The 25,268-nt window shown below is 67.4% G+C and carries 14 protein-coding genes; 6 read left to right on the forward strand and 8 right to left on the reverse strand.

The window, feature by feature from the left end:
- The first annotated feature begins 84 nt into the window (after positions 1–84).
- From H4O13_05945 to H4O13_05955, 3 genes are all read left to right on the forward strand, one after another.
- Positions 85–1,044 carry a LysR family transcriptional regulator gene (locus tag H4O13_05945; GenBank protein MBE5314931.1) on the forward strand — a complete coding sequence of 320 codons (960 nt, stop codon included), beginning with the start codon at positions 85–87 and terminating at the stop codon, positions 1,042–1,044.
- Positions 1,045–1,492: 448 nt separating this feature from the next.
- Complete coding sequence (locus tag H4O13_05950; protein ID MBE5314932.1) at positions 1,493–2,224, forward strand: transporter substrate-binding domain-containing protein; 732 nt, start codon at positions 1,493–1,495, stop codon at positions 2,222–2,224.
- A gap of 566 nt (positions 2,225–2,790) precedes the next feature.
- A complete protein-coding gene (locus H4O13_05955; GenBank protein MBE5314933.1) occupies positions 2,791–4,962 on the forward strand; it encodes a hypothetical protein in 2,172 nt (723 codons plus the stop codon).
- Between the two features lie 81 nt (positions 4,963–5,043).
- On the opposite strand, the gene H4O13_05960 is transcribed toward H4O13_05955, so the two are convergent.
- Complete coding sequence (locus H4O13_05960; GenBank protein MBE5314934.1) at positions 5,044–5,781, reverse strand: putative DNA-binding domain-containing protein; 738 nt, start codon at positions 5,779–5,781, stop codon at positions 5,044–5,046.
- The gene (locus tag H4O13_05965; GenBank protein MBE5314935.1) at positions 5,778–6,707 is read right to left on the reverse strand and encodes a DUF692 domain-containing protein; all 930 of its coding nucleotides are present in this window, start codon (positions 6,705–6,707) and stop codon (positions 5,778–5,780) included. The genes H4O13_05960 and H4O13_05965 overlap by 4 nt, the downstream gene beginning before the upstream one ends.
- A gap of 305 nt (positions 6,708–7,012) precedes the next feature.
- Between H4O13_05965 and H4O13_05970 the strand changes: the two genes are divergently transcribed.
- A complete protein-coding gene (locus H4O13_05970) occupies positions 7,013–8,356 on the forward strand; it encodes a hypothetical protein (protein MBE5314936.1) in 1,344 nt (447 codons plus the stop codon).
- Positions 8,357–8,477: 121 nt separating this feature from the next.
- Here H4O13_05970 and H4O13_05975 read toward each other — a convergent pair whose 3' ends face one another.
- The 6 genes from H4O13_05975 to H4O13_06000 form a co-directional block, all read right to left on the reverse strand.
- On the reverse strand, positions 8,478–9,347 hold the full coding sequence (locus H4O13_05975) for a class I SAM-dependent methyltransferase (protein ID MBE5314937.1): 870 nt from the start codon (positions 9,345–9,347) through the stop codon (positions 8,478–8,480).
- A gap of 93 nt (positions 9,348–9,440) precedes the next feature.
- Positions 9,441–13,871, reverse strand: coding sequence for a glycosyltransferase (locus H4O13_05980; GenBank protein ID MBE5314938.1), 4,431 nt, complete (start codon positions 13,869–13,871; stop codon positions 9,441–9,443).
- Positions 13,868–15,073, reverse strand: a complete 1,206-nt coding sequence (locus tag H4O13_05985) for an acyltransferase (protein MBE5314939.1) — start codon at positions 15,071–15,073, stop codon at positions 13,868–13,870. Before H4O13_05985 ends, H4O13_05980 begins: the two co-directional genes overlap by 4 nt.
- 336 nt (positions 15,074–15,409) lie before the next feature.
- The gene (locus H4O13_05990) at positions 15,410–16,441 is read right to left on the reverse strand and encodes a glucokinase (protein ID MBE5314940.1); all 1,032 of its coding nucleotides are present in this window, start codon (positions 16,439–16,441) and stop codon (positions 15,410–15,412) included.
- 4 nt (positions 16,442–16,445) lie between these two features.
- On the reverse strand, positions 16,446–18,866 hold the full coding sequence (locus H4O13_05995; GenBank protein ID MBE5314941.1) for a family 20 glycosylhydrolase: 2,421 nt from the start codon (positions 18,864–18,866) through the stop codon (positions 16,446–16,448).
- A gap of 307 nt (positions 18,867–19,173) precedes the next feature.
- Positions 19,174–21,945, reverse strand: coding sequence for a TonB-dependent receptor (locus H4O13_06000; protein MBE5314942.1), 2,772 nt, complete (start codon positions 21,943–21,945; stop codon positions 19,174–19,176).
- Between the two features lie 428 nt (positions 21,946–22,373).
- On the opposite strand from H4O13_06000, the gene H4O13_06005 reads away from it, so the two are divergent.
- Complete coding sequence (locus H4O13_06005) at positions 22,374–23,720, forward strand: sugar MFS transporter (protein ID MBE5314943.1); 1,347 nt, start codon at positions 22,374–22,376, stop codon at positions 23,718–23,720.
- A gap of 429 nt (positions 23,721–24,149) precedes the next feature.
- Positions 24,150–25,190 carry a LacI family DNA-binding transcriptional regulator gene (locus H4O13_06010; GenBank protein MBE5314944.1) on the forward strand — a complete coding sequence of 347 codons (1,041 nt, stop codon included), beginning with the start codon at positions 24,150–24,152 and terminating at the stop codon, positions 25,188–25,190.
- Positions 25,191–25,268: the final 78 nt, after the last annotated feature.

A 25,268-nucleotide genomic window follows, 5' to 3' on the forward strand; every position in this document is an offset into this window, starting at 1 on the left:
AGGTAGAGCGCGTCGATAAGCGCATCGCCAGCGACTTCAGTGTTTGTAGAATCCAAACAAACCCGCCAGCATCTGGAACCTCGCATGGACCGTTTCGAGGCGCTGCAGGCCTTCGTGCGTGTGGTCGAGACGCGCAGCTTCACGCGGGCCGCGCAGACCTTGCAGACCAGCAAGGCGCGCATCACCCAGCTCGTTCAGCAGCTTGAGTCGCACCTGCGGGTGAAGCTGCTCCATCGCAGCACGCGAAGGGTCAGCGCCACCGAAGACGGTGCGGCGTTCTACCTGCGCGCGCAGCGACTGCTGGCCGAACTTGAGGATGCCGAAACCAGTCTGTCCGCCGCCTCAGTCGCGCCGCGAGGGCGCCTGCGCGTGGACGTGCCCGCGCCGCTGGCGAGTCTGGTGCTGCTGCCGGCGCTGGCCGAGTTCCAGGCTCGCCATCCCGAGGTCCAGCTCGATCTCGGCGTCAGTGACCGCAAGGTTGATCTGGTCGACGAGAACGTCGACTGCGTGATCCGCGGCGGCACGCCGGCCGAGCCCGCACTGCGTGTGCGCGCTCTGGCGAATCTCGCTATGGGCCTGTACGCCGCACCGGCCTACCTGGCGCGTACTGGCCTTCCCCGCACCCCGGCGGCACTGCGCGATGAGGCGCATGACCTTATCGGCTACCGCGGCTCGCGGGTGGGCCCGGCGCTCGTACACGCACTGCGTCGCGGCGAGACCTGTCACGAGATTCGGGGCCGCCAGCGGGTCGTGGTCGACGACGGTAATGCCCTGCTGGCGGCGGGCATCGCCGGCTTGGGCGTGCTGTGCCTGCCTACGTACATGGCAAGCATGCCGCTGGCACGCGGTGAGCTTGTCCGATGTCTCGAGGACTGGCAGATCGAGCCGATGCCCCTCTACCTCGCCTATCCGGACAGCCGCCACGTCAGCCGCAAGCTGCGCGTGTTCATCGACTGGGTGGTCGAGCTGATCGCGCGACAGCCGGCCGGATTCCTTCCTCCCGGCGTTCGACCGCGGCACGAGCAGGCCACACGCATCGTCTGAGACCCCAGCGCGCCTGTGGCTGCTCCAGATGCAAGCGCGCTGCGCCCGACACGCCCAACTCGTCGTGCGCCACCCGATGCAGCGACACGCGCTCCAGCCCGACACGCAGCGCGCCCTTGCAGATGAAGCGCTGGCCGAAGCCCGGACGAAACCGGCCCTGGAACGTCGGCCGCGATTCTTGTCCGGAGCGCACGGCGCGAGCCGGGATTCGCATAGAGCTATGACCGCGCGCCCGCCCCGTGTGGCGAACGCGCCGGTCGAGGCCGCGACCGCTGAGGGCACGCGCTGGCCGCGGAATTCTGGCCCCACCGACGCATCGCAGGCAGCCGCCTCTGATACGCTCGATTCGATCATGACCCGCCCTTCCCTGCGAACGCCTCGGAGCCCTTCTGGCACGCGCCACCTCCCGGCTTGTGCGGTCCTGGCTCTGCTGTGCCTGGGGGCTGCCGTGGCTGCCAACGCCCAGCCGCCGCCCCTGCGGCTGGCCGCCGCGAGCAGCAGCAGCAGCGACGAAACCGAGCAGCTGCCCTGCAACAAGGTCTATCTGCAGCTGGCCCAAGAAGCCCTGCGGCGCGCGCGCGTCGATTTCACCTGCGAGGCGCTGCCGTGGCGGCGCGCACAGATGATGGTGCGCTTGGGCGAACAGGACGCGATGGTCACCTTGGCCACCCCTGAGCGCGCCGAGTACAGCGTTGCGATCGAAGACACCCTGTACCACCTGCCCCTGCACGCGTTCACCAGCGCCACGCACCCGCAACGCGAGGCGCTTGCCCGGCTTCGTCGGATCAGCGAGCTTAAGTCCTGGCAGGTGCTCAGCTATCTCGGCGACGGCTGGACGCAGTCGCACCTGGAGCCCGCGGGCGTATCGGTGGCGTGGTCGCGCGATCTCGCCACCGTGCTGAATCAACTGGCCGTGCAGCGGGGGGATCTCACGATCGCCGCCGAGGTCGAGGCCATGCCAGTGATCAACGCGCTTGGGCTGGCCGATCAGCTGGTGCTGCTGCCCAACGTGTTCGACACCCTGGAATTCAAGTTCCTGATGAGCAAGCAGTCGCCCCACTTGGACAAGCTGCCGGCGATCGCGGCTGCCATCCGCAGCATGCGCGAGGACGGCACGATCGATCGGCTCAGTCGGCAAGCGGACACTAAGGCGCAGGCGCCGCAGCCCGCGGTCGAGTGAGCGCAGGTCGGACCGACGGTCCTGCGCTGAGACCCGAGCAGATCGAAGTCGCCCCGCTCGGCGCGCCGCGCAGGCCGCCATGGCCCAGTCGCGTCACAGGCAGAGCGTGGCACGCAGCCGGCAATCCGACCACACCAGGCGCGCATCCCTTCGCGCTCCCCGCTTCTCGCCCCTCGTTCCTAATCTCTCCGTTCCTCTTTTCTCGCTCCGCGCGCTGCGCTCCACAGGAGTTTGGGAACAATGCGGGAAGGATTCGTTCGCCCGGCATTGTGTGATCTTCATCACGACGCATAGCCTCCCAACAGGCGGGATCAAGGGCGACGCAGCCGCCTCGACCCCGTCTCCAACGACGCTGAAGACAGGCAATTTCGCCACACACAGCGAGGACCTCTGCGCCCGATCGCTGGGCTTCGCAGCGGCTCAAGGCCCAACGCGCTGCTGAGCAAGGCCGGTGGGTTGAGAGTTCGGCGGGGCGCGGCACGCGAGGGGGCGGGTGCCAAGGCCGGATTCGCGAAGACGAAGCCCAGGCCCCCTACCCCACCCTTGAACGGAACCCGAGATCGCCCATGAGCACGCCAACCCCCGCCGCCACGCCCTGCAATCTCGACGACCTGCAGCAGGTCCTGTCCTGTTTGCACGCCCACCTCAATGCCATCTGCGCGGTCGAGTTCTACACGATTCCTCTGTACCTCACCGCCACCTACTCGTTCTCGGTGGCGGCCGGAAACTCCAGCTATCAGTTCACGCCCAGCGACAACTGCGACGGCTCCAGCAACCCGCAGACGCTGTTCTGGTGGATGCAGCAGAAGTCGCTGTCGGTTGCAGTGCAGGAGATGTACCACCTGCAGTGCGCATCGAACATCGCCAACGCCGCAGGCTTTCACCCGAGCCTCGATCCGTCGGCCTTTGACTGGAACGGGCCCATCCCTCACCTGTCGAGCGTCAAGGGCGTCGGGCTCAACAGCCTGCCCGAGGTGCTCGATGTGCTGATCGGCATCGAGACGCCGAACGGCGGCACCTTTCCGCCGCCGAACATCGAAGTCGAGTACGACTCGATCTCGGCGCTGTATCACGCGACCCTGACCCTGCTCGACATCGTGGTTGCAGCCGAGTCGCTGCTGCCGCTGCAGCCCGGACCGGTGCTGGGCGGCGGATCGCCGCAGGCACCGCTGGTTGCACCGGACCAGATGAGCTATCTGACCTTCCAGAGCCGCTACAGGTACACCGTCGTCAAGTGCGCCGACGACATCGCGCACCTGGCCAATGCCGTGAGCTTCCAGGGCGAAGGTTCCGGCGTGGTGGCTGACTTCGCTGCCAGCTTCCCCAACCTGGCCAAGATGCTGCAGGCCGGCGACGACGGCAGCAACGGCCAGGTGCCAACGCAGTACCAACCGTCCAAGGGCAGCCGCTTCGCGCGCTGGGATTGCGTGAGCCACTACGACCGCTTTGTCGCGCTCAAGGCGATGATCGCGAGCAACCGCGACTATGCGAACGCGGCCGGCCAGCTGCCGGCGGGGCGCAGCGTGTTCAACGCCATCGGCACGCCCGATCCCGATCGCCCGGCCTGGGTCGCAAGTGCCGCCGCGCTTCAGAACTGCATAAATCTCGCGTACTCGCGCACCTTGGACGTCATCAACCAAGGCATGGTGGCCGGCGGTGGCCTGGATCCGTCGAATCCGGGCAGCCGCTACACGTTCACGCAGGTCATGACCTCGTTCAAGTACCTGATCCCGCAGCTGTGGCAATGGGGTCAGGTGCCGACGTTCAGCTACGTGGCCGGCGTCACCGACGCGCAGCTGCAGGCGGCCTTCGACACTGCGGATCCACTCTGTCTGTATCACTGGGACGCGGTGACCCAGCAGATTCGCGAGCAGCAGCCCGACGATGTCAACGTGTGCCAGGGCCTCAACAGTTGCCAGGGCCTGGGCTGGGGTGGTTTGGGCACACAGGCCGGCGACGGCGCCTGCGCCTCTGCCGACATCCACACCTGCAGCGGCGGCAATAGCTGCAAGCACAAGGGCGCCTGCGGCTTCGTCGCCACCGACAGCAGCGGCAAGCCGTATCCCTGCGATGACCTGTGGGTGCCTGGCTGGAACGCCTGCAAGGGCCAGGGCGGTTGCCAAGTGCCGATCTCCACGCAGCAGAAGTTCAGCGGCAGCTTGCCGCCCAGCTGCACGGGGCGCGCGGTCAAGGCGGGCGACAGCGTCTGGGACGAGGCGCGCAAGCTGCTGCAGAAGAACGGCGTCGACGTGACCCGCAGCGTGCAGGCCACCCAGGCCTGGCAAGGCACGGGTGTCCACGTCACCCAGGGCCAGCCACTCAGCGTGTCCTTCCGCAGCGGGCTGTGGTCAGCCGATCCGAAGACCAACGGCGGACGGCCGTACGACGCCAAGGGCTGCCCGGGCCTGCTCGTGCCTGCGGATCAGACCGGCTATCCGATCGTTGGCGTCGCGATGGGCGCCCTGGTCGGCCGCATCGGCGGGGGCGCACCCTTCCTGATCGGCGATGGCATCCGCTTGGCTTCCGCGCCCGCGGATGGCCTGCTGGAGCTGTGCATCAACGACGACATCCACCACCTCTACGGCGCGGGTCTGGCGGACAACAGCGGCAGCGTGTCGGTGGAGATCACCACCTCGATCACCCAGCCGCTGCCGCAGCCGCAGTCGAAGCAGGTGCCCGGTGGCGTCAACTACGACGGCCTCGCGCGCCGCGAGGCACTGACGCCGACCTCGACCTGAGCGCCTGCGGGCGCTGCGCACGCGGTCCCGGCGACGGGCCCGCGTGCGCACAGGTCCATGGGTCTGCGACGCCGATGCAGATCAGCGCTCGCCGCCGACCAGCAAGCCGCGCCGTCGCTGTCGCTGCAGCCACAGCGCGAGACCGTCGACGCCGACCCCGGCGCGAACCTCGGCAAGGCCGGCGGCAAGCCCGTCGTCGCGGATGCGCACGAACACCGCATGTTCGGCCGCGTTCAGCGGCTCCACGACCACGCGATACGCCACCCGCGTCAGCGCCAGATGCGTCGTGCGGGCCGCCATCGGCACGACGGCCGTGCCGGCCTGATGTTGACGCAGGCAGTCGTGCACGGGATGGCTCAAGGTCAGCAGCCGCAGGCCGCGCGCCATCGCGAGTTCGGCGCTTTCGCGCCCTTCATCGCCGGGGCCGTCGTACACCTCGCAGAGCGCGCGCTCGAACGCGGCCAGCGCGACCAGGAAGTCAGCCCAGTCGTCGACATCGCTTTCGCTGCGGGCCGGCCGGGTGGCGGCGAGGTGCGCGGCGAAGCCTGCGCCGAACGCCTGCAGCGTGTGGCTGCGAGAGGGATGCGCGGTGATGTACTCGATTGCGAAGCCGTCGAACAGCCGCTCGCCCAGAACCGCCCGCACCAGCGGGAACGAGGCGCGCATGCATTCCAGCAGCCGCATCCGGTACCCGCCGGCGTAGATCGCCATGCGCGCCTGCGGCGAGAGTGCGCCGCCCTGCACGGTCGCATCCGCATCCTGCGCGCCACCGGCCAGAATGGCCTGCCACAGCCAGGCCTGGTGCTGGGCCAGGCTCATGCCGAGCTAGCCTCGTAGCCGACCAGGAAGCCCACCGGATTGGACACGCCAGCCTCGCCGGCATGTGCCGCGCAGGGCTCAGGCAGCACATCGCGTTCGATCACCGCCCGCGCGCGTTCGGCTTCCTCCTGCAGCACCGGAAACGGTGGAATGTCCTCGTCCCACTCCACCAGCGTGGGCACCGCGCCGTAGCGCCGGATCGCCTCTCGAAACAGCTGCCACACCGACGTGGGAGTCGGGCCGATGTGGGTGTCGATGCAGTGCGTACCGTGGTCGGTGTGACCCGCGACATGGATCTGGCCGATGCGCGTGGCCGGCAAGGCGTCGAGATAGGCCAGCGGATCCCAGCCGTGGTTGCGGCTGCACACGTGGACATTGTTCACATCAAGCAGGATTCCGCAGTCCGCGCGCTCGGCCAGCTCAGCCAGAAACGCCCACTCCGGCAGGGTCGACGCGCGAAAGCTCAGGTAACTGCTTGGGTTCTCCAGCAGCAGGCGCCGGCCCAGCGCATCCTGGACCTGCTTCGCACGATCGACCACATGCGCCAGCGTCTGCGGTGTGTAGGGCAAAGGCAGCAGGTCGTGGCTGTTGTGGCCGCCGACGCTGGTCCAGCACAGATGATCGGACACCCAGGGCGCGCGCAGGCCGTCGGCGAGCTGTCGCAGGCGCAGCAGATAGCGCTCATCGAGCGGTTCGCTGGAGCCGATCGACAGCGACACGCCGTGCGGCACGATCGGGTAGTGCCGGGCGATCTGGCGCAAAGCCTCGGCGGGCCAGCCCTGGCTGTCCATGAAGTTCTCGGAAATCACTTCGAACCAGTCAATGGCCGGGCGCTGTTCGATGACATGGCGAAAATGGCGAGCACGCAAGCCCACGCCACACCCGAGGGACGGCGTGAGCGCGTCCGGTCTGCGATCTCCACTCATGGCATCCCCCCACTTCATGCGCGAGCTGCGGCAGATCTCGCCTTCGCTGCAGGGCCGCCTGGCTGGATCCTGCCGTGTCCGCCGCAGTCGCAGTCTGCGCGGCAGCCGAGGTCGTCACAAGCCTCGCTGCGGCCTGGTTTTTCGTTGCAATTCGATCGCATCACCGTCAGCATGTCGCGCGCTTTTGGCATTGGGCACGGCCTTTCTGCCTGCCTTGCGCTTGGCGCGTTATGGCACTCAGCACCCGGGCGCATTCATCGCCCCGGACGCTGCGTCACTCTGAGATTGTTCGAGGAACTTGAACCATGGATTTTTCTACTGGACAGAAGATTTTTTCGGTCGTTGTGCTCGGGCTTCATGCTTCTTCGCTGGTGCCTCGTCTGGCCAACGATGTCGCGGCTCCCGGAGATGCGTTCAGCTCGGTCAGCTTCGACAGCTTCATGGCGGGGGGCGCGGAGGGCTCGGACGCTCCAGCGGCTTTGGCGGCTGTTCCCAAGTCGACCGCAGGCCGGGATCCAACCGGTGGCGGCGGCGACCCCTCGGGCTGCGGTGGCGATCCTTCGGGAGGCGGTTGTCTACCGCCCTCCATTGGCGTGGCCGCGCAATTGGTTGTGTGGGAAGACGCTCAAGCCGAGCTGCCGATCGTCGTCAGCGATCCGGACACGCCCTCGAATCAGCTGTTGGTTTCGGCCACGACCTTGGATGAGGCCACCATCAGCCAGCAAAGTCTGATCAATGGGCTCAGCGGCCAGGGCAGTCAGCGCGTGCTGCGCGTTCGCCCCCAGGCCAACGTGTTCGGTGGAACACCGATTGCGGTACGGGCATCCGACGGCCGCAACTTGACTTCGCGATTCGTCTGGGTCGAGGTGCTGCCCGTCAACGATCCGCCCAGCGCTGAGTACCAGACGCATCCATGGCATCCGCGAGGGACTGTCGGCCCGATCGAACGCAGCGCGTACGCCTACAACCTGAGTGCGGGTCCGACGAATGAAGCCTTTCAGTTCGTTGAGTTCGAGATTCTTGATGTGCGCGACCCGCGTGGCGTTCTCAGCCAGTCGCCGCAGCTGCTCTTCTCGGGCGCCCTTCGATACGGCCTGAGCGGAAACGCGGGCTCTGCACAGGTGAGGCTGCGGCCCCGAGACTCGGGAGGCAACGAGCGTGGCGGTCAACCGTTCGGGCGCACCCACACGCTGCGGATTCTGGCCGGTCGCGGCACCGACGTTTCGGTTTCGATCGAGCGCCTCGCGCCCCTCGGTCCCCTGCTTTCGCGCGTGCCCGGTGAACCGATCCAGGCCAGCTATCGGGTCAACTTGACCAACCACGGGCCCGATGTGGCCAAGCAAGTCGAGCTGGCCGTGCCGGTGCCGGCAGGCTTCAGCCAGATCAACTGGAACTGCCAGGCCGGGGTGAATGCCGCTTGCACGCCCAGCAGCGGTGCCGGCGCTATTCAGGTGCAGAGCAGCCTGGCGGTTGGGGCCAGCATCAGCGTGGAGATGCAAGGGCTCATCGATCCCGGGCTGCAGTTCCTGGAGCTGCGCGCCGCGGCCGCTGCCACCGATGGCTCGGAGCCGATGAACACCAGCGACGACAGCGGAACGCTGATCGATCCAGTCGGCCCGGACTCTTTGCATCGCAGCGGCTTCGAGTAGAACCTACGAAGACCCATCGGGGGCCTTGCGCCCCCGATGCGGCTTGCTCTTGAACGGCGGTGCAGCAGCCTCGGGCCGCCGCCGTTCGCGTCGACGCTCGGGTGGGCCGGATCGCTGCCTGTCAGGGCTTGCGGAAGTACACCGCTTCGGCGTCGATCTCGCTCAGTTCAACCCGGATGCCGTGCTCAGCGAGGTAGTCGTCCACCGCGGCGCGACACGGTGGCAGGATCAGGTAGTCGTCGATGATCACGAATCCGCCGGGGCTGAGCTTCGGATACAAGGCCCGCAGTGCGTCGCGGGTGGAGACGTAGAGATCCGCATCCAGCCTCAGCACCGCCAGCGGACCTAGCGGAGCACGCGGCAGGCTTTCGCTGAAGAAGCCTTCGATGAAGCCGACCTGCTCGTCCAGCAGACCGTAGCGTTCGAACAGCTCGGCGACCTCGTTACGCGACACTGCGAGGAAAGGCAGCACGCTGGCATCCATCTGGAACCCGCCATCCGCCGGATGCTCGGAGTTGGGCAGGCCTGCGAACGAATCCGCGACCCACACCCGGCGGTCGTCCACTGCATGCGCGGCGAGCACACCGCGCATCAGGATGCAGGCTCCGCCTCGCCATACCCCGGCCTCCAGCAGATCACCGGGAATCCCTTCGCGCAGCACGGTTTCGATGGCGGCCTGCAGCTGATCCAAGCGCGCCCGCCCCACCAGGGTGTGCGCGAACTCACTGTGGTTTCGCAGGCTGGGATCGGGGCCGATGCTGCCGTCTCGGCGGCGGCCCTCCAGCTGCACCGTGGTGCCCACCGCGCGCGCGCCGCGCAAAGCGCCCAACCAGCTGGTGTTGCGTCGTACCGCGGTGAACTCGCTGAGCGGCATGACGCGATCGTGCGCCGCGCAGCTGACCGCGTACATCAGCTGAGCCTCGGATTCGAGGTTGAGCGTGTTCAGAAGCGAGGATTTCAGAAGTTCGAGATAGCGATCAGCAAGAGTCATGTCGAGTGGAGATCTGAGGTTTCGGGGCCGCTGCCTGGAAGAGTGTGCTGCAGGCCTGGTGCAGAGCGCACGGCGTCGCGAGCCCAGTGCGAGTCAAGTCAGGCCAAGCGCTCTGCGCCAGGGGTCGAGGGTGACCTGCGGAGACGCGCGTCGGGAGTAGGCAGCCAGGGCGTGCGCCAAGTCGCGGCGACGCGCGGGCTCCGCCGCAAGCAGACGCAGCGCCGCCAGCCAGGCCTCGGCGCTGTGTGAGTCCACCTGCAGCGACGGGGTGTCGATGTAGGGCCCAACGCGACTGGCGATCACCGGGACGTCGAGCCATCCGTACTCGATCAGCTTGAGCGGGCTCTTGCAGCGGTTGAACGGGTGGTCGACCAGCGGTGCCAGGGCGATGTCCAGCTGCAGTGCGTGCAGCGCGGCGGGGTAGCGGTCGAAGTCGACCATGGGCAGCGCCGCTGCGCCTTTGGGCGCGATCCCCATGAACACCCACTCGAACTCATCGCCGGTGGCCTCCATGATTTCACCAAGCACGGCCAGATCCGCAGCATGCTGCGGCCCGCCGGCCCAGCCCACGCGCAGGCGACGCTTGGACGAGGTCGGGACGCTGCGCTGCGCAGTCGGCGCCCAGCGTTCGGGCTCCAGCGCGTGGCCAATGCAGAAGTGCTCCGCCGCCGGCAGTGGCAGCGCCTGCGCCAAGGCTTCAGTGGTGTAGACGACGGCGTCGCAGGCACGCGCAATACGCTGCAGACGCTGCTCAAGATCGCCTGGAAGCTGACTTCGCAGCGGATTGTCCTGCGGAAGATCGGTCCACAGATCGTCGATGATCAGCACCCGCCGTGCGCGCAGCTGCTGCGCACACGCCTCAAGCCAGCAGACCTGGGGCTCGTCCAGATAGGGCGGCAGCAGCATGAGATCGGGATCGATCGCCGCAAGCGCTTCCAGCTCGGGCAAGCCGTGGGACTGCACTTCATGCAGCCACGGCCGCTGCACATGACCGGCTCGCTGCAGCGCGCGGAGTGGCGCTTCGATCCGCAGCTTCGACACCGCCCACTGGTTGCGCATCAGGCCCAGAGCGCGCGGCGTAGCACTTTCGCCATAGGCCCAGGCGCGCGCCTGCGCAGGCACTTCGCCGGTCACCGCATTGAGGGTCGCACCGATCTGACGCAATCGTCGGCTGCGATCTTTGCGCGGCTTCGGTGCCACCCCCATGCGAGTGGCCGGCAGGCGCGCCATGACACCGGGCAGGACGCGCCGATCAAGCGCCGCATGTACCGCGATCGCGTCCGCAGCGTCATCCGAGTGCGCCAGCTCGCTGGCAAGCCCCGACCGGCTCAGCAGTACATCGGCGAACAGCGCTTCAACGGGCAGCAGCCAGGGCACCGCGGCCGTGGGGGCGAACGAACATCCCGCGGAGGACCCTGCCAGCGGCTGCCAGCTGCCGCCGCCGGCCTCGACGAAACCGAGCGGCAGGCTGCGTCCTTCAGCATCAAGGAGTGCCGGGGCGACCACATCGGCACCGCTGTGCTCAAGCCAGAACAGCAGGGTGTGGATGAGATCCTGCGCCAGCTCGAAGCCGGCCGGCAGCCACAGCGCAGGCGAAGCCGCGTGGGAGTCGCATTCGCCGCCCTGCCCTCGCTTCCATTGTCCGTCGGTGCAGACCAGTCGGCCGGCTGGCCTGCCATCGCGGATCACTTCGATGACACGCCCCTGCGAGGTCGGCCTGGCGAGCTCAGCCTCGAGAGCCGCCCAGGGGCCGTTCAGCAGGCTTCGCGACTGCGCCACCAGGTTCGCGTCCCAACGCTGGAACAAGGCCAGCGGCTTCTGCAGCCAGCGAAAGCGCGCGGGAATCCGCTGCATCAGCTCGGGCAGAGTGCGCGCGGGCAGCGCCTCCCAACGCAACAGGGCTGCTGCGCTGAAGACACAGGCAGCACCGAGTTCGCCGCTGCGCGCAAGCACGCCAGGATCCACCAGTGTTCGGCGCAGTCGCGCATAGCCGCGGCCGTGCTCATCGCTGATCAGCGCATCGAAGAGCACCACGTCGGCACAGTCTGGCCGCAGTTCCTGCAGCAGGCGCAGAAGCGCCGGATGAAAGCGGTCGCCATCGGCCAGGACAACCAGCCAGTGCAGGGTCGACAGGATCTGGGTCGAGATCGCCGATGCCGGCTCGATCACATCCACGCCATGCGCGGCAAGGCTCTCGAAGAAGCCCGCATCCACACGCGCTGCGGACGCGGCGGCGGGCAGTCGCAGTACGCCGATCCTGCCCGCTGCCGTTGCGCTGGTCGTGGCGTGCGGAAACGGCGGAATCTCGAATCCGACAGCTTCGGCAAACGCAGGCTCGGCAAGCGGCTGCGGCATGGCGCGGCCGCCCGGTCGCTGGCGCGATGGGCCCAGTTCGAGCAACCCGCGGTACAGCGCGCGATAGTCCTCGACGCAGCTCTGAAGCGCCGGCACTCGTGCAGGCGACAGTGCATGCTGGCGCGCTTCGACCAGCAGCTGTGGACACGCATGCAGCTGGCGGAGACGGCGTTCCCAGGCATCGACATCGCCGCGTGGTTCAAGCCAGCCTGACTGGCTTCCACGAATCCGCTGCGCCAAGGCTCCCGCATCACTGGCCAGCACCGGAACGCCTCGCTGCCAGGCCTCCGAAAGGGTCAGCGAGAAGGTTTCGTCGTAGCGGCTGGGAATCAGGCAAAGATCGATCTGGGAATAGATCGCGTCCAGCTGGGAGTGCTCGTACGTGCCGCAGAGTCGGACACGATCTGCCAGGGGATGCTCCTGCAGTCGACGCTGTGCACCGTACACGCGGAACTCGATGCGGAGATCCTTCAAGCGCTCGCCCAATTCCAGAACGAGGCCAGCGCCCTTGACGAAGTCGTCGCCGCCGAAGTAACCGACCACCTGTAGCGGGCGTACGGTGCCGAGACGTTGCTCGTCGGGAACCGCAGAGGCGGGCGGGCTACCGTGGGGAATCACCTTGACTGGCTCGGCACGTGCGCCGTAAGCATCGATCAGTCGTTGCTTGAGGTATTCCGACGGAACGATCACGGCGTCCGCTGTCGACAGCGTGTGCGCCAGCAAGGCTCCGCGCGCTGACGCATAACCGTGCGCCAAGGGGCGCCCGTGACGACTTCGATGCGACCCTTGCCGACACGCTCCGCAGCGCGAATCGTCAACGCTGATCGGCCGGCCACAGGGATCGCTCCCACCGTGTTCGACCTGGCTGTAGTTTGCGCACAGCGCGTAGAGATCGTGCCAGCTCAGCACGCAGCGTACCCCGAAGCGCCCGATCAGCTCGGGCAGCAGCAGTGAGCCGAAGTCGAGCAGATGGTGAACGTGCACCAGCGCCGGCTGCAGACTCTGCAGCAAGCGCGCGAGCAGGCCTTCCACGCGCGGGTTGCCCAGGTCTGCCGGATGCGAGATCAGGAAATGCTCGGCCTCGATCACCGCGCGGTTGATGACAATGCAGAACAGGCGACCGCGCCAATGCCAGCTGATCTCAGCGCCGCCCGCATCGGCCTCACCGGGCGCCAAGAGCACGTGCTGGAACTCGTCGTGGCTGGCTTCAATCAAGGCGTGCGTGAAGCGCTCGGTGCCACCGATGCCATCGAGTCGGTGCATCAGGTGCAGTACGCGTGGACGCGCGTCGGGCTGCAACAGGCCGCCCGGCTTACCCACCAGCGGATTGGCCCGCCAATATCGACGCACCTCCTGGTTGTAGCCGCGCCAGCGTTGCTCAAGCAGCTGTGTATGCAGCTCACGACGCAGCTGCGCTGCGCGCGGACCGAAGCTGGCACCGCCGTCATGCCAGACGTACGCGTCGTCAGCAGCGATGATCTGAAACCCCGCGGCACGGGCGCGCAGCGAGTAGTCGTTCTCCTCGCCATAGCCGGGTGAGTAGGCGGGGTCGAAGCCGCCGATGCGGTCGATCAGCGCGCGCGCAATCAGCATCGCCGAGCCCACTGCGGTGGGCGGGAACGGGCGATGCCAGCTGCGGGCTGCGAAATCGGCGCGTGCGTCGTCGGGAGGCTCGGCGGCGCAGGGCAGACTGAGCAAGGTGGCGTGATCGGACAGCGGACAGGCGATCCCCACCTTGGGAACGCCCAAGGCAGCCTGCAGTGCTGCCAGCGCACCGGGTACGACCCGGGTATCGCTGTTCAGCACGAGCACATCACGCGAGGTGAGTTCGAACGCGCGGTTGAGCGTCAACACCAGGCCAAGATTGTGCGGGTTGTGCAGCAGGCGGATGCGTGGATCGCCCTCCGCCAGCGCATTGAGCGCCGGTGCCACATCGGCGTCAGGGCTCGCGTCGTTGATCAGCCAGAGCAGGTCGCCATCGATCAGTTCGGGCAGCAGGCTCTGCACGCAGGCCAGGCTGGCCTGCAGGGCGTTGTAGATGGGCACCACGACATCGATCGCATGGCTGCGCTGCCGTCGTGCAGGCGGCGCGTAGGCGGGCAGCAGATCCAGCTGCTGGTTCCACCAGCGTCGCAGAAACTCGGAGAGCTCGGTCTCGCCTGCATTCATCGCCCATCGCGTCCTGCAGCCTCTTGCGGGTAAACCTGCAGGGCGGACGGGTCGAGTCGAGACCGTCCCTTCGCGCGCATCAGCGTGCGCGCGGCAGCGTAAAGCGGCTGGTCGATCCAATGCGCGTAGAGGACGCTCAAGCCGATGATCCCGAGGCTGACGAGCAGGTAGCCGCTGATCACCATCCGCTGCTCGACCAGCCATGCGTGCAGACCTGAAGTCACCACCCAGAGCAGGCCCAGGGTGTGCAGCAGATAGATCGCGAAGGTCGCTTCCCCGAGGGGGCGGGCCAGCACCGGAAAGGCGCAGCGCCCGCGCTGATCCAAGCTCAGCGCGCAGAGCAGCAGCGCGATGATGGCCGGCAAGGCAAGCACCACGCGCTGCGGTGTCCACACGCCCGAGATCAGCTCGCCCTGAAAATGCACAAGATTCGCCCAGCCGAATACAAGCAGCCCGCCTCCTGCGAGAGCGGCAAAGAGCCAAGGCGAGGCCAGACGCCGGCCGCGCAGCGATCGGGCCAGCCACGCGCCGATCAGGAACTGCAGGAGGTACGGCGTCAGGTACAGCGTTGCGGCAACGGGTCGCTGCAGCAAGCCAGGCAGCGCGAATGCATCGCTCGCCCATGCCCACACGGTAGCGAGCAGGCTGAGCCAGATGCCCAGTGGCAAGACCCACCGTCGATGCCAAAGGCCCAGTGCCGCGAGCAGGGTGAGCAGCAGGTAGAAGTAGATCTCGTAGATCAGGGTCCAGGCCACCGGCAGCATCAAAGTGTCCGGTAGCAGCGCGGTGGTATCGGCCCAGGGCGCAGGCAGCAGACTGAAGCTCAGCACGAGGTTCTTGTCTTCGACCCGCTCGGGGAAGTAGACGAAGTAAAGAAGCAGCGCCAAGCCAACGAACGGCCAGTAGCCGGAATACACGCGCGCAATCCGTCGGCGCAGAAACTCCCAGGCGGGTGCCGCCCCGCGCAACTCAGCGCTGAGCTGCCACATCAGAAAACCGCTGATCAAGAAGAACACATCAACCCCGAGGATGGCGACGCTGCGCAGGGCTTCGAAGCCTGCATCGAGGCGACCGCCGGAGCTGCTCAAGCCCATGGCGATGTGCGGCATCAAGTGCTCATAGAACACGGCGCAGGCCGCGGCAAAGCGCAGCAGATGCAGGTTGAGGAGCTGCGGATCGGCCTGGAGATGCCTGGGGTCCATGGGACCTAGACCCTGCTCGACTGCCATGCGCCCTCCCGAGCAATCAGGGCAAGTCCGGCTTGAGCGATGTGGTGGGTCATAAGGTCACGCGGAAATGTAGGGGCAGGTCAAAGCAAAGTTTCGAATCGATACCGGCAGCTCAGCTCGGCCTCACCAGTATGCAACGAAACACGCCTTCAACCCCTGCCGCGCAGCCTGGGGGCAAGCAAAGGCGTCCGCTCGAACCCGGCAGGAGGTCCGTGCTGCCGATGCCGGGGCCGAGGGAAATCCTGGCGGCTGCATCGGGCCCCGCTGCCTGCGCGAGAAAGCCTTCGCGATGCCTGCGCCGGCCGCTGCTCAGCCCGAGGCCGGCTGCTCCAGATACCACCGTGCGGCGCCCAGCACGCCGAGCTCGCCGTGCTCTACGAGGTGCACGGGAACGCGCTCCAGCTGGGCGCGCATTGCGCCTTTGTCAAGGAAGTGCTCGCGAAAGCCCTGACGCAGCAGCCCCGGACGCAGATGCGGCAGCACGCCGCCGGCGAGACGGACGCCGCCCAGAGCGCCGGTGCTCAGAACGAGGTTGGCGCAGACGCTGCCAAGCTCGGCGCAGAACAGCTCGACGGCATCCTGCGCGCGTGGGTGCTCAGCGCTCGCGGCGCTGACCGCGGCGGGCGTATCGAGCGAGGCTGCTTCGCCGTGCAGAGCGCACAGACCGCGGTAGATGCGCAGCAGGCCGGGGCCGGACAGGAAGTGCTCGATGTTGACCTGATGCTGTTCACGCCGAAAGCGGCTGAACAACTCCAGGCCCAGGGCGCTGCTGGGGGCGAAGCCCGCCTGCCCGGCTTCGGTGGCCAGAACACGCAGGCGGCTGGCCGTGGGTACGCACAGGGCCGCGCCAAAGCCGGTGCCAGCGCCGAGTACCAGCAGCGGAGCCTCGCCGGCGGTTGGGCCATGCGCGGCCAGCACGGCCTCCATGGCCGCGGGCTGCAAGCGCGCAACGGCGATGGCGACGGCCTCGAAGTCGTTGACGAAACGGACTTCGCGCAGGCCCGTGTCGGACTCGATCTGATCGAGATCGACCGACCACGGCAGGTTGGCGTGCACCAGCCGACGGTCCAGCACGTAGCCGGCGCAGGCGATGGTCGCCTGCTGGGGCGGCTCGCTGCCGCGCAGGTTGGCCGGCAGTTCGTGCAGGAACTGGCCGAGCAAGGCGCCGAGGTCGGAGTGCTCGGCGCAGGTGAAGCGGCGGAAGCCATGCAGGCGAGGTGCTGCGCCTTCAACGGTTTCCACGAGGGCGACGCGCGCATGGGTGCCGCCGACGTCGGCAGCGATGAAGTGCGTCGCCAAGGCGCCGGCGCATGCGGCGCGGGCCAGGGGGTGATCCAGCATGGGCTCAATTCTCCTTGTCAGGTGCTGCGGCGGACAGCAGCTCCGCCTGCTGCAGCACCCACATCTGCGGTCGCGTGTCGCCGGTAAAGCGCAAACACAGCGCATCGACCGTGTCAGTCGCCGCCGCGCTGGCCGGCGCTGCGTCGATCGTGAGTTCCAGTTCGATGAAGCCTGCGGCTTCGGTATCGGCCGGCAGCGGCGCTTCGGCCAGCAGCTTGCCATCGCAGCCATTCTCCACGCGCAGCTCGCCGTGCGCTGTGCGCGCCGGCAGAAAGCGGCGCAAGGCTTCCTCTTTATGCAGCTGGAAGTTGTAGGGAATGCGGCCGGCGCGAACGCGCAGACGCGGGCTCTCGGCAAGCGGCGGCTGCACCCAGATCCAGCGCGGATTGAAGATCTCGACGTCGAAGCGCGCGCGCGCTTCGCCGCCGTCGGGATCGGGCGTGTCGTCCTCCAGACGCAGCACCAGCCCACCCGTGGTCGGGGCCAGCTGGCGGCTGGTGCGGACGCGCGCGTCACGGGCAACGAGATCACGCCGCGTGACGGGGCCGACGGGCGTGCTACCGACCCACGGCTGCGCGGCCAGCTGTGTGGGCAGCTGCACGGGAATGGGCCCGGCGTAGGCCGGCGAGTCCGCGCGCGGGGCGCTGCCATCCAAGGTGTAGTGCAGACGCACACCCTCCAGCGCGCTGGACAGGGTCAGCTCGAACAGCTCCGGGCCCTGCCCTGCGACGGGGCGCGGCGCGCGCAGCTCCACCAGTACTTCAAACGGCGTCCGCGCGGCCTGGATGTCGAGGGCGGCATAGGCGTGTTCCAGGGCGCGCAGGCGCAGCAGGAAGTCGGCGAAGTCGCGCGTGCCGGCGCTGCTCCAGCCGCGCTCGGCCAGGGCCGCGACGCGCGGAAACGCCGCGTGCTGAACGCGCGCATAGAGCCGCAGGTGCTCGGTCCAGACGTTCGCCTGCAGACCCAGGATGTGCGCATGGTGCTCGGCCTCAAGGCCGGCAGGAATCGGTTCGTAGGCGTAGACCCGAGCGAGCGGAATGGCGCTGGGCCGGCCCGGCACTTCGTTCTCGGAGGTCGACTGCAGGAAGTCGAAGTAGAGATCGGTGCTCGGACTCATCACCGCATCGTGGCCGCGCCGCGCCGCCGCGAGGCCGCCGTCGACCCCGCGCCAGGACATCACGATCGTGTCTTCAGGCAGCTCGCCGTCCAGGATTTCGTCCCAACCGATCAGACGACGCTGACGCTCGCTCAGGAACGCGCGCATGCGTGCGATCAGCCAGGCCTGCAGGGCGGTTTCGCTTTCCACGCCGAGTTCGCGCATGCGCGCCTGCACGGTCGCCGACTGCTGCCACTGATCCTTGACGGCCTCGTCGCCGCCGATGTGGACGTAGCCACCGGGGAAAAGTTCGACCACCTCTTCGAGCACATCCTCCAGCACGCGCAGGGTGGGCTCTTCGACATTGAACAGCACGCGGTGCACGCCCCAGTCGGAGGACACCGGCGGCGCGGGATCCATCAGACCCAATTCGGGATAGGCGGCCACCGCGGCCTGCGCGTGCCCGGGCATGTCGATCTCCGGCATGATTTCGATGTGCCGCGCCTGCGCATAGGCCACCAGTTCGCGGATCTGTTCCTGGCTGTAGTAGGCGCAGTAGGGCTTGGGCGCGCCGTCGGGCCCCTGCCCGGCTTGACCTGCAGGCACACGGCAGCCGCCCACTTCAGCCAGACGCGGGTGACGCTTGATTTCGATGCGCCAGCCCTGGTCGTCGGTGAGATGCCAATGCAGCACATTGAGCTTGTGCAGGGCCATGGCATCGATCAGATGCTTGATCTCTTCCACCGACTGCGCGTGCCGCGCCGAGTCGAGCATCAAGCCCCGCCAGCCAAAGCGGGGCGCATCGTCAATGCGCAGCTGCGGCAGCTGCAGCGCGCCGTCGGCATCGATCTGCAGCAGCAGCGCGAGTGAGGTGGCGCCATGGAACAGGCCCGAGGCCGTACTGGCCACCAGCTCCGCACGCTGCGCATCGATATCCAGCCGATAGGCCTCGGCGGGCAGATCGGCCGCTTGATCGAAGCGGACCACCAGCACGGCCTCATCGAGGCGTTCGGTGCGCGCAGGCGTAAAGCCATGCAGGCGCTCGGCGAGTTGCTCGATGCGCTCGGCGGCGGCCTCGGCCGCGCTGCCGCCGTCGACATGCAGTCGCGCGCCTGCCGGCAGCTGCAAGCTCCCACTGCGCGCTTGCCACTGCGCCGGCGCTGGAATCAGCGCGGGCGCTTGAATGGGTGTCGTCGCTGTGGTCGGCGTCGGTGGGGACGTCGGCGGCTCAGCGCTGCTGCAGGCAACGAGCAGAGGGAGCACGGTGGCGCCCAACACGAGATGGGCGAAGGCGCAGAAGCGGGTCGGAGATCGGTAGGTCGGGTGCATGGGCGAATCTCTCGGCACCCTCAGCCCTCGGGCCGAACGCGGTGCGTTGCGAAAAATGGCCCGGGCGAACCCGGGCCCAAGACCCCGAGGGGATCGGGGCGCTGCAGCAGGTGGAGCGCTGGAGGGAGGCCGGCTGCAGAACAGGGCGCACTGCGCCGCCGAGCGAGTAATCGGGCGATGCGGACCCAGGCTCCGCGGTTCGTCGCCGATGAAGGCCGACGCCTCGCGGGCCAGTCCAATCCGCAGCGCGGAGTCGGCAGGCTGCCCTGCGGCAGCCTGCCTTCGCCCACGCAGGCGCGGATCGCGCTCAGAAGCTGAGCCGCAGGTTGAGATAGTACTGTCGACCGTTCTTCAGGAAGGCGCGCGGCTGATCCGGCGACGCGGCGTAGTACTTCAGCGTCGGGTCGTTCAGATTGAGGCCGTCCAGGCTCAGGCTCAGCGTGTCGTTGATCGTGTAGCCGAACGAGGCCGACACGTTGCCCACGGCATCCTGGCTGAAGGCGCTGGCGCGATCGAGGCCGCTGTAGAACTCCGAGCGGTAGTTGTAGTTCAGGCGAACGTTGAAGCGCTCGTTCTCGAAGTAGCCGCCGACGTTGTAGGTGTTCTTCGAGGTGCCCACCAGCTCACCGCCGCCCTTCTCCTCGCCGTCCGCATAGGTGAAGTTGGCGAAGATGCCGAAGCTCTCAGCGATGGGCTGCTGCCAGGCCAGCTCCAGTCCCTTGACGGTGCCGCTGCTGTTGACCGGAATGGTCAAGTCGTAAGGCACGAGAATGCCGCTGGGATTCTGCTGATTGAAACTCAGGAACGACTGCCGCACGCGTCCCTGGGTGATGTAGCTGGTCAGGTCCATGTAGTACACGGCCGCACTCAGCATGGCGCGCGGCGCGAAGTACCACTCGTAGGCGAGGTCAAGATTGTTGGAACGCACTGGATCCAGGAAGGGATTGCTTCCGCTGCCGCCGCCCACGGCATTCGGAGCATTGAGATTGGCCGGCGGGCTCAGGTTGATCGGGCCGGCCAGCGCCGAATAGTCCGGCCGTGCCATCGTGCGCGAGGCCGCCAGGCGCAGCACGCTGTCCTCGCCGATATCGAAGCGCAGGTTGGCGCTGGGCAGCAGGTCGTTGTAGCGCTTGGTGTACAGGGTCGGCAGATAGGGGCCGAAGGCCGAGGTGGTGATGGCGCCCGGCGTCTGCGCGCTCACGCCGACATTGACCAGCGATTCGCTGGTGGTTCGCACGTAGCGCAGGCCGACGTCGCCGCTCCAGCTGGCGCCACCAAAGTCGATCTGTACGTAGGCGGCCTTGCTGTCTTCCTTGAGCCCGTAGTCGCCCTGCCAGAAGGCGCGGCTGACCGAATTGCGCGTTGTGAAGCGTCGATTGAACTCCGCCAGCTGCTCGGGCGAGTACTGCCAGATCGCGCGCGGAAAGTTGCCACCGATGCCGTTCGCGTAGTCCCGCGGATACAGCGTGAACCCCTGCGGAAAATTGGCCGGGTTGAAGGGTGAAGTCGAGGGGTCCGGGCAATTGAAAGTTGCCGGATTCCAGTTGAAGGCGTCGCCGTTCGAGCAGGCCGGGCCTTGACCGATCGCGCCAAACGCGCTGCGCTCGGAGTCGTTCCAGCGCAGGCCGAACTGCAGCTGACGCAGGGTATCGCTGGCGAACACGAAGTCGCCGTCAACCTGCGCCCAGGTCGACTCATCGCGCACGTTGACGTTCTGCGCGCCGAAGATCCAGTCGAGCGGCGTGTTTCGTGGCGAACTGATGTCCCAGTTGCGCAGCGACCAGTCGGCGGCGCCGTTGAGGCCATTCAAACGATAGCTGGCGCCGCTGCCGATGCCCATGTCCCACTCGGCGACGTCCTGCGTTGGAGTCTTGCCGCGTCCTTTCGATTGACCCAGCTTGCCCTCCAGACTCAGCGCGTCGCTGGCACGGAAGGCCGCGTTCAGATTGAGGAAGCGACTGGACGAGCCCGAACCCGGTCGCGAGATCTGATCGTAGACGCCATAGATGTTGCCCGGAACCGGATCGAAGTCCGCCTGCACGAGGGTGCCATTGCGAACGACATAGCCCGCTCTCGGCGCCTGACCGGTTCCTCGCGCCAGCGTGCGGGTGTTCCAGAGCAGCAGATTGCGGTTGTAGTTGTCCGCATCCAGCTTCGAGGTGAAGGCCGTTAGATCGAAGGAGAGATCCTCATTGGGCCGCAGGTCCAAGGTCACCAGGCCGCCTGTGCGCTTTCGCTCCTGCTCGAACAGCGCCGAGCCGATCAGCGCGGGATACCAGACGCCGGAAAGATCCGGGTTGCTCTGCGCGATGGCGCTGCCCGGTGCGATCTGCTCATAGCCCAGCATCTCCTGCCCATCACGCCGCAGCTGCCGCTCTTCCGAGAACCCCTGGACCATCACACCGAAGCTGCCCTGCGGGTTCTTCCAGTTGAGCAGGGCCGACAGCTGCGGCGAGGTCTTGCCGGGCAGGTCGGCGTAGACGCCGCCCAGTGAAGCGTCGAAGCTCAGGTCCTTGCTGAAGTCCAGCGGCCTGCGCGTGCGGATGTCGATCTGGCCCACCACGCCGCCTTCCAGCTGGCTGGCCTGAGCGGTCTTGTAGACCACGATCTCGCCAACCAGCTCGGAGGGCAGCAGGGAGTAGCTCACGCTGCGGCCGACGCTGCCGGTCTGGTTCAGCACGAACCAGTCGCCGGATGACACCAGGTGTCCGTTGATCAGGGTCTGGGTCAGGCTGGGGCTGGTGCCGCGCATGCTGACGCGGTCGTTCTCGTCGAAGCCGCCCTCGGTCGCGCTGGCCGAGCTGATGTTGACGCCCGGCACGCGCTGCAGGCTGTCGGCGATGTTCTTGTCGGGCATCTTGCCGATGTCCTCGGCGCTGACGACCTCAACCAGCGACTCGGCCTGGCGCTTGCTGTCCAGCGAGCGCTGCAGGCTGCCGCGGATGCCGGTCACTTCGATCGCATCGAGCTCGGTGGCGTCGTCGCGCGCGTCGCCACTGGATTCCTGGGCGTTTACGGCCGTGGACATGACCAGCGCGCTGGCGATGCTCAACGCGAGGATGGTTCTGCGTGTGCTCATTGATCTGCTCCCACTCGTGGGTGTCGCGCGTACCGGGTAGCGCCGACCTGCGGTCGCCCCTGCGCCTTGGATGAATGACGGTTGTGCCGTCGACACTCTTGGACGCCTCGCGCAAGCGACCGTGGCTGCATGCCAGCGGCCATGCCCTACGGGCAGCCCTCCCCTCGCCTGGTCATGCCCCGTTCCCCCGGTTGCTGCCAGACGCCGGGCGAGTCTGGAGAACGGATGACGACGTTGTCAACACCCTGTCCACAATCCCCACGCCTCCCAGCGAAAGGGAAGATGCCGAGCCCCCATTGGGCCGGGAGAAGGCGCCCTATGCCCTTGCTGCTGGCGGCTTGTGCCCCGCCTTGATCGGCGCTGCACACAGGCATCGACAACGGTGACATCGTTAGGCATGATCGCCCCGCCGACCCTTGGGGCGCCGCATGGCGGAAGGGGCCGGCGTCGCCAGATACGGGAGGGTTCACGGCGTGAATACGGGACAGACGGGCGCGAGCTACGGCAGCGCCATGGTGATCATCGGCACCTTGTTTTTCATTTTCGGTTTTGTCACCTGGTTGAACGGACCGCTGATCGAGTTCGTCAAGCTGGCTTTCGACCTGGACGCCGACTGGAAGGCTTTCATGGTCACCTTCGCCTTCTACATCGCCTACTTCGTGCTCGCGCTGCCGGCCAGCTCGATCCTGAAGCGCACCGGCATGAAGCGCGGCATGGCGCTGGGGCTGCTTGTGATGGCAATCGGCAGCGTCGTCTTCGGGCATTTCGCCACCGCCCGCGACTATCCGGCCGCGCTGGCCGGCCTGTTCACCATCGGCTCGGGTCTGGCCCTGCTGCAGACCGCGGTCAACCCCTACATCAGCATCATCGGCCCGCTGGAAAGCGCGGCCAGCCGCATCAGCATCATGGGCATCTGCAACAAGCTGGCGGGGGTGCTGGCGCCGATCGTGCTGGGCGCCGTGGCCCTGCAGGGCCTGGGCGAGGTGCAAGCGCAGCTCGCGGCCGGCCCCTCGCCGGCAGATCGCGATGCCCTGCTGAACGCGTTCGCCGCGCAGATCTACTGGCCCTACATGGCGATGGCCGCCCTGCTCGGCCTGCTCTCGCTCGGGATTCTGTATTCCCCCCTGCCCGATCTGCAGGCAGCGACAGCCAATGCCGCGGACGGCGGCAGCCAGCGCGGGTTAAGCGGCTATCCGCACCTGTGGCTCGGTGCGCTGTGTCTGTTCCTGTATGTCGGTGTGGAGGTGCTGGCCGGCGACGCGATCGGCACCTATGGCCGCGCCCACGGCATTCCCGCTGACCAGGCCAAGTACTTCACCTCTCTGACTCTCGGCGCCATGCTGTTCGGCTATGTGATCGGCGTGTTCGCGATTCCGCGGCTGATCAGCCAGGAGCGCGCGCTTGCCGTATCCGCGGTGCTCGGCGTGCTTTTCAGCGTGGCTGCGCTGCTGACGGAGGGCTATGCGTCGGTGCTCTGTGTTGCCCTGCTCGGCCTCGCCAACGCGCTCATGTGGCCGGCGATCTTCCCGCTGGCGATCCGCGGACTGGGCGCCTTGACCGAACGCGGCTCAGCCATCCTGATCATGGGCATCGCCGGCGGCGCGCTGATCCCCAGCGCCTATGCCTATCTCAAGGACAGCTACGACTTCCAGTGGGTGTTCGTGGCCATCACCGTGCCCTGCTACCTCTACATCCTGTTCTACGCGCTGGCGGGCTGTCGCGTCGGACTGGCGCGCGTGCCGCCGGGGGCAGTGACCCTGGGCAAGGCGACGTGACTTGAAATCCGAAGGCGAAGCGGACGACGTATCGCCAGCAGGACTGCAGAGGTCGCAGCGCCTGCCGTGTCGACTGGCGGCACGTGGCCGCTCGCGAGGCAGAGCTTCGATGTGATTCGGCGGCCGCGCTGGCACATCCCGCCGCCGGCCGCGCATACCCTCTGCTAGCATCGCGGGGCACAGAGCAACGCTGCAGCATCCGGCGCTGCCGCGCGCCATGGAGGGCGCGCTCGTAGATCAAGCACGCGATGCTTGATCGCGCCTGACCGAGCGCAGCGGCGCCCTCGCCTCGCTGCCGCCGGCCGAGCCCAGACAGGTGCCGGACTCGTGACCGCTGATCAAGTCAGGATGCGCTTGGTCGGCATTGCCCTGAATCTCGCCTCGCCCCGCGGCCCCATCGCGCGAGGCGTATCGCATGGAAGGACCGGATTGCGCATCGCCACCATCAAGGACGTCGCCGCCAAGGCGGGCGTCTCCGTCAAGACCGTCTCCCGCGTCATCAACCGCGAGGCCTCGGTGCAGCCGAGCACGCGTCAGCGCGTGGAAGCCGCCATCGAAGCCCTGCGCTACCGCCCCGATGTGTCGGCACGCAGCCTGCGCGGCATGCGCTCCTACGCGATGGGCGTGGTCTACGACAACCCCAATCCCTACTACGTCATCGCGATCCAGAACGGGCTGCTCGCGGTCTGCCGCGAGTTCGGCTACGCCCTGCAGATTCATCCCTGCGATTCGTCGTCCCCCACGCTCGCCGAAGAGCTTCTGCAGATCGTCCGCCAGAACCGCTTGGCCGGCCTGGTGCTGGCGCCGCCGATGTCCGAGCGCGAACCGCTGATCCGCTTTCTGGCGGAGTCGAAGGTGCCGTTCGTGAGGCTGATCTCGGGAAGCAGCGATCCCCTGGACGGCTACCTCAGCGTCTACGTTGACGACCGCAGCGCCGCCCGCGAGATCACCACCCACCTGATCCAGCTGGGTCATCAGCGCATCGGCTTCATCTGGGGCGGACAGCAGCACCGCTCCAGCCCCGAGCGCTACCAGGGCTACGAAGAAGCCCTGCACGATTACGGCGTGGCGCTCGATCCCGAACTGGTCGTGCAGGGCGACTACAGCTTCGACGAAGGCTTTCGGGCCGCGCGCCGGCTGCTGGCGCTGCCGAATCCGCCAACGGCTATTTTCGGTTCGAACGATGAGATCGCCGCCGGTGTGCTGGCGGCCGCGCGATCGATCGGGGTCAACGTCCCCTTCGACCTGTCCATCGCCGGTTTCGAGGACAGCCCGTTCTCCAAGCAGTCGTGGCCGGCGCTGACCACCGCGCGGCAGGACACCCAGGACATCGCGCGAACGGCCGGTCGCATGTTGATTGAAGAGGTCGACCGGGAGGAAGGCTCGCCGCCGCCTCGCAACTGCGGCTTCGTGCCCCGCCTCGTCGCGCGCGGCTCGACCACGCCGGTGCGGCCGGGTCGCGAGAGCTGAACCGCCTGCGCGTGCCAGGCACGCGTTGCTCGTCGCGACGAAAGCAGGCGGACGGGGCATACGCCCCGCCCCCTGCGC

The sequence above is a fragment of the Lysobacterales bacterium genome (assembly GCA_014946745.1).
Classification (GTDB): domain Bacteria; phylum Pseudomonadota; class Gammaproteobacteria; order Xanthomonadales; family Xanthomonadaceae; genus Aquimonas.

Excerpts from the sequence above, each read along its gene's own strand:
- H4O13_05985 (MBE5314939.1), bottom strand. The coding sequence starts at position 15,073 with ATGGACCCCAGGCATCTCCAGGCCGATCCGCAGCTCCTCAACCTGCAT.
- H4O13_05965 (MBE5314935.1), bottom strand. The coding sequence starts at position 6,707 with ATGAGTGGAGATCGCAGACCGGACGCGCTCACGCCGTCCCTCGGGTGT.
- H4O13_05990 (MBE5314940.1), bottom strand. The coding sequence starts at position 16,441 with ATGCTGGATCACCCCCTGGCCCGCGCCGCATGCGCCGGCGCCTTGGCG.
- H4O13_06000 (MBE5314942.1), bottom strand. The coding sequence starts at position 21,945 with ATGAGCACACGCAGAACCATCCTCGCGTTGAGCATCGCCAGCGCGCTG.
- H4O13_05960 (MBE5314934.1), bottom strand. The coding sequence starts at position 5,781 with ATGAGCCTGGCCCAGCACCAGGCCTGGCTGTGGCAGGCCATTCTGGCC.
- H4O13_05945 (MBE5314931.1), top strand. The coding sequence starts at position 85 with ATGGACCGTTTCGAGGCGCTGCAGGCCTTCGTGCGTGTGGTCGAGACG.
- H4O13_06005 (MBE5314943.1), top strand. The coding sequence starts at position 22,374 with ATGGCGGAAGGGGCCGGCGTCGCCAGATACGGGAGGGTTCACGGCGTG.
- H4O13_05970 (MBE5314936.1), top strand. The coding sequence starts at position 7,013 with ATGGATTTTTCTACTGGACAGAAGATTTTTTCGGTCGTTGTGCTCGGG.
- H4O13_05980 (MBE5314938.1), bottom strand. The coding sequence starts at position 13,871 with ATGAATGCAGGCGAGACCGAGCTCTCCGAGTTTCTGCGACGCTGGTGG.
- H4O13_05975 (MBE5314937.1), bottom strand. The coding sequence starts at position 9,347 with ATGACTCTTGCTGATCGCTATCTCGAACTTCTGAAATCCTCGCTTCTG.
- H4O13_05995 (MBE5314941.1), bottom strand. The coding sequence starts at position 18,866 with ATGCACCCGACCTACCGATCTCCGACCCGCTTCTGCGCCTTCGCCCAT.
- H4O13_05955 (MBE5314933.1), top strand. The coding sequence starts at position 2,791 with ATGAGCACGCCAACCCCCGCCGCCACGCCCTGCAATCTCGACGACCTG.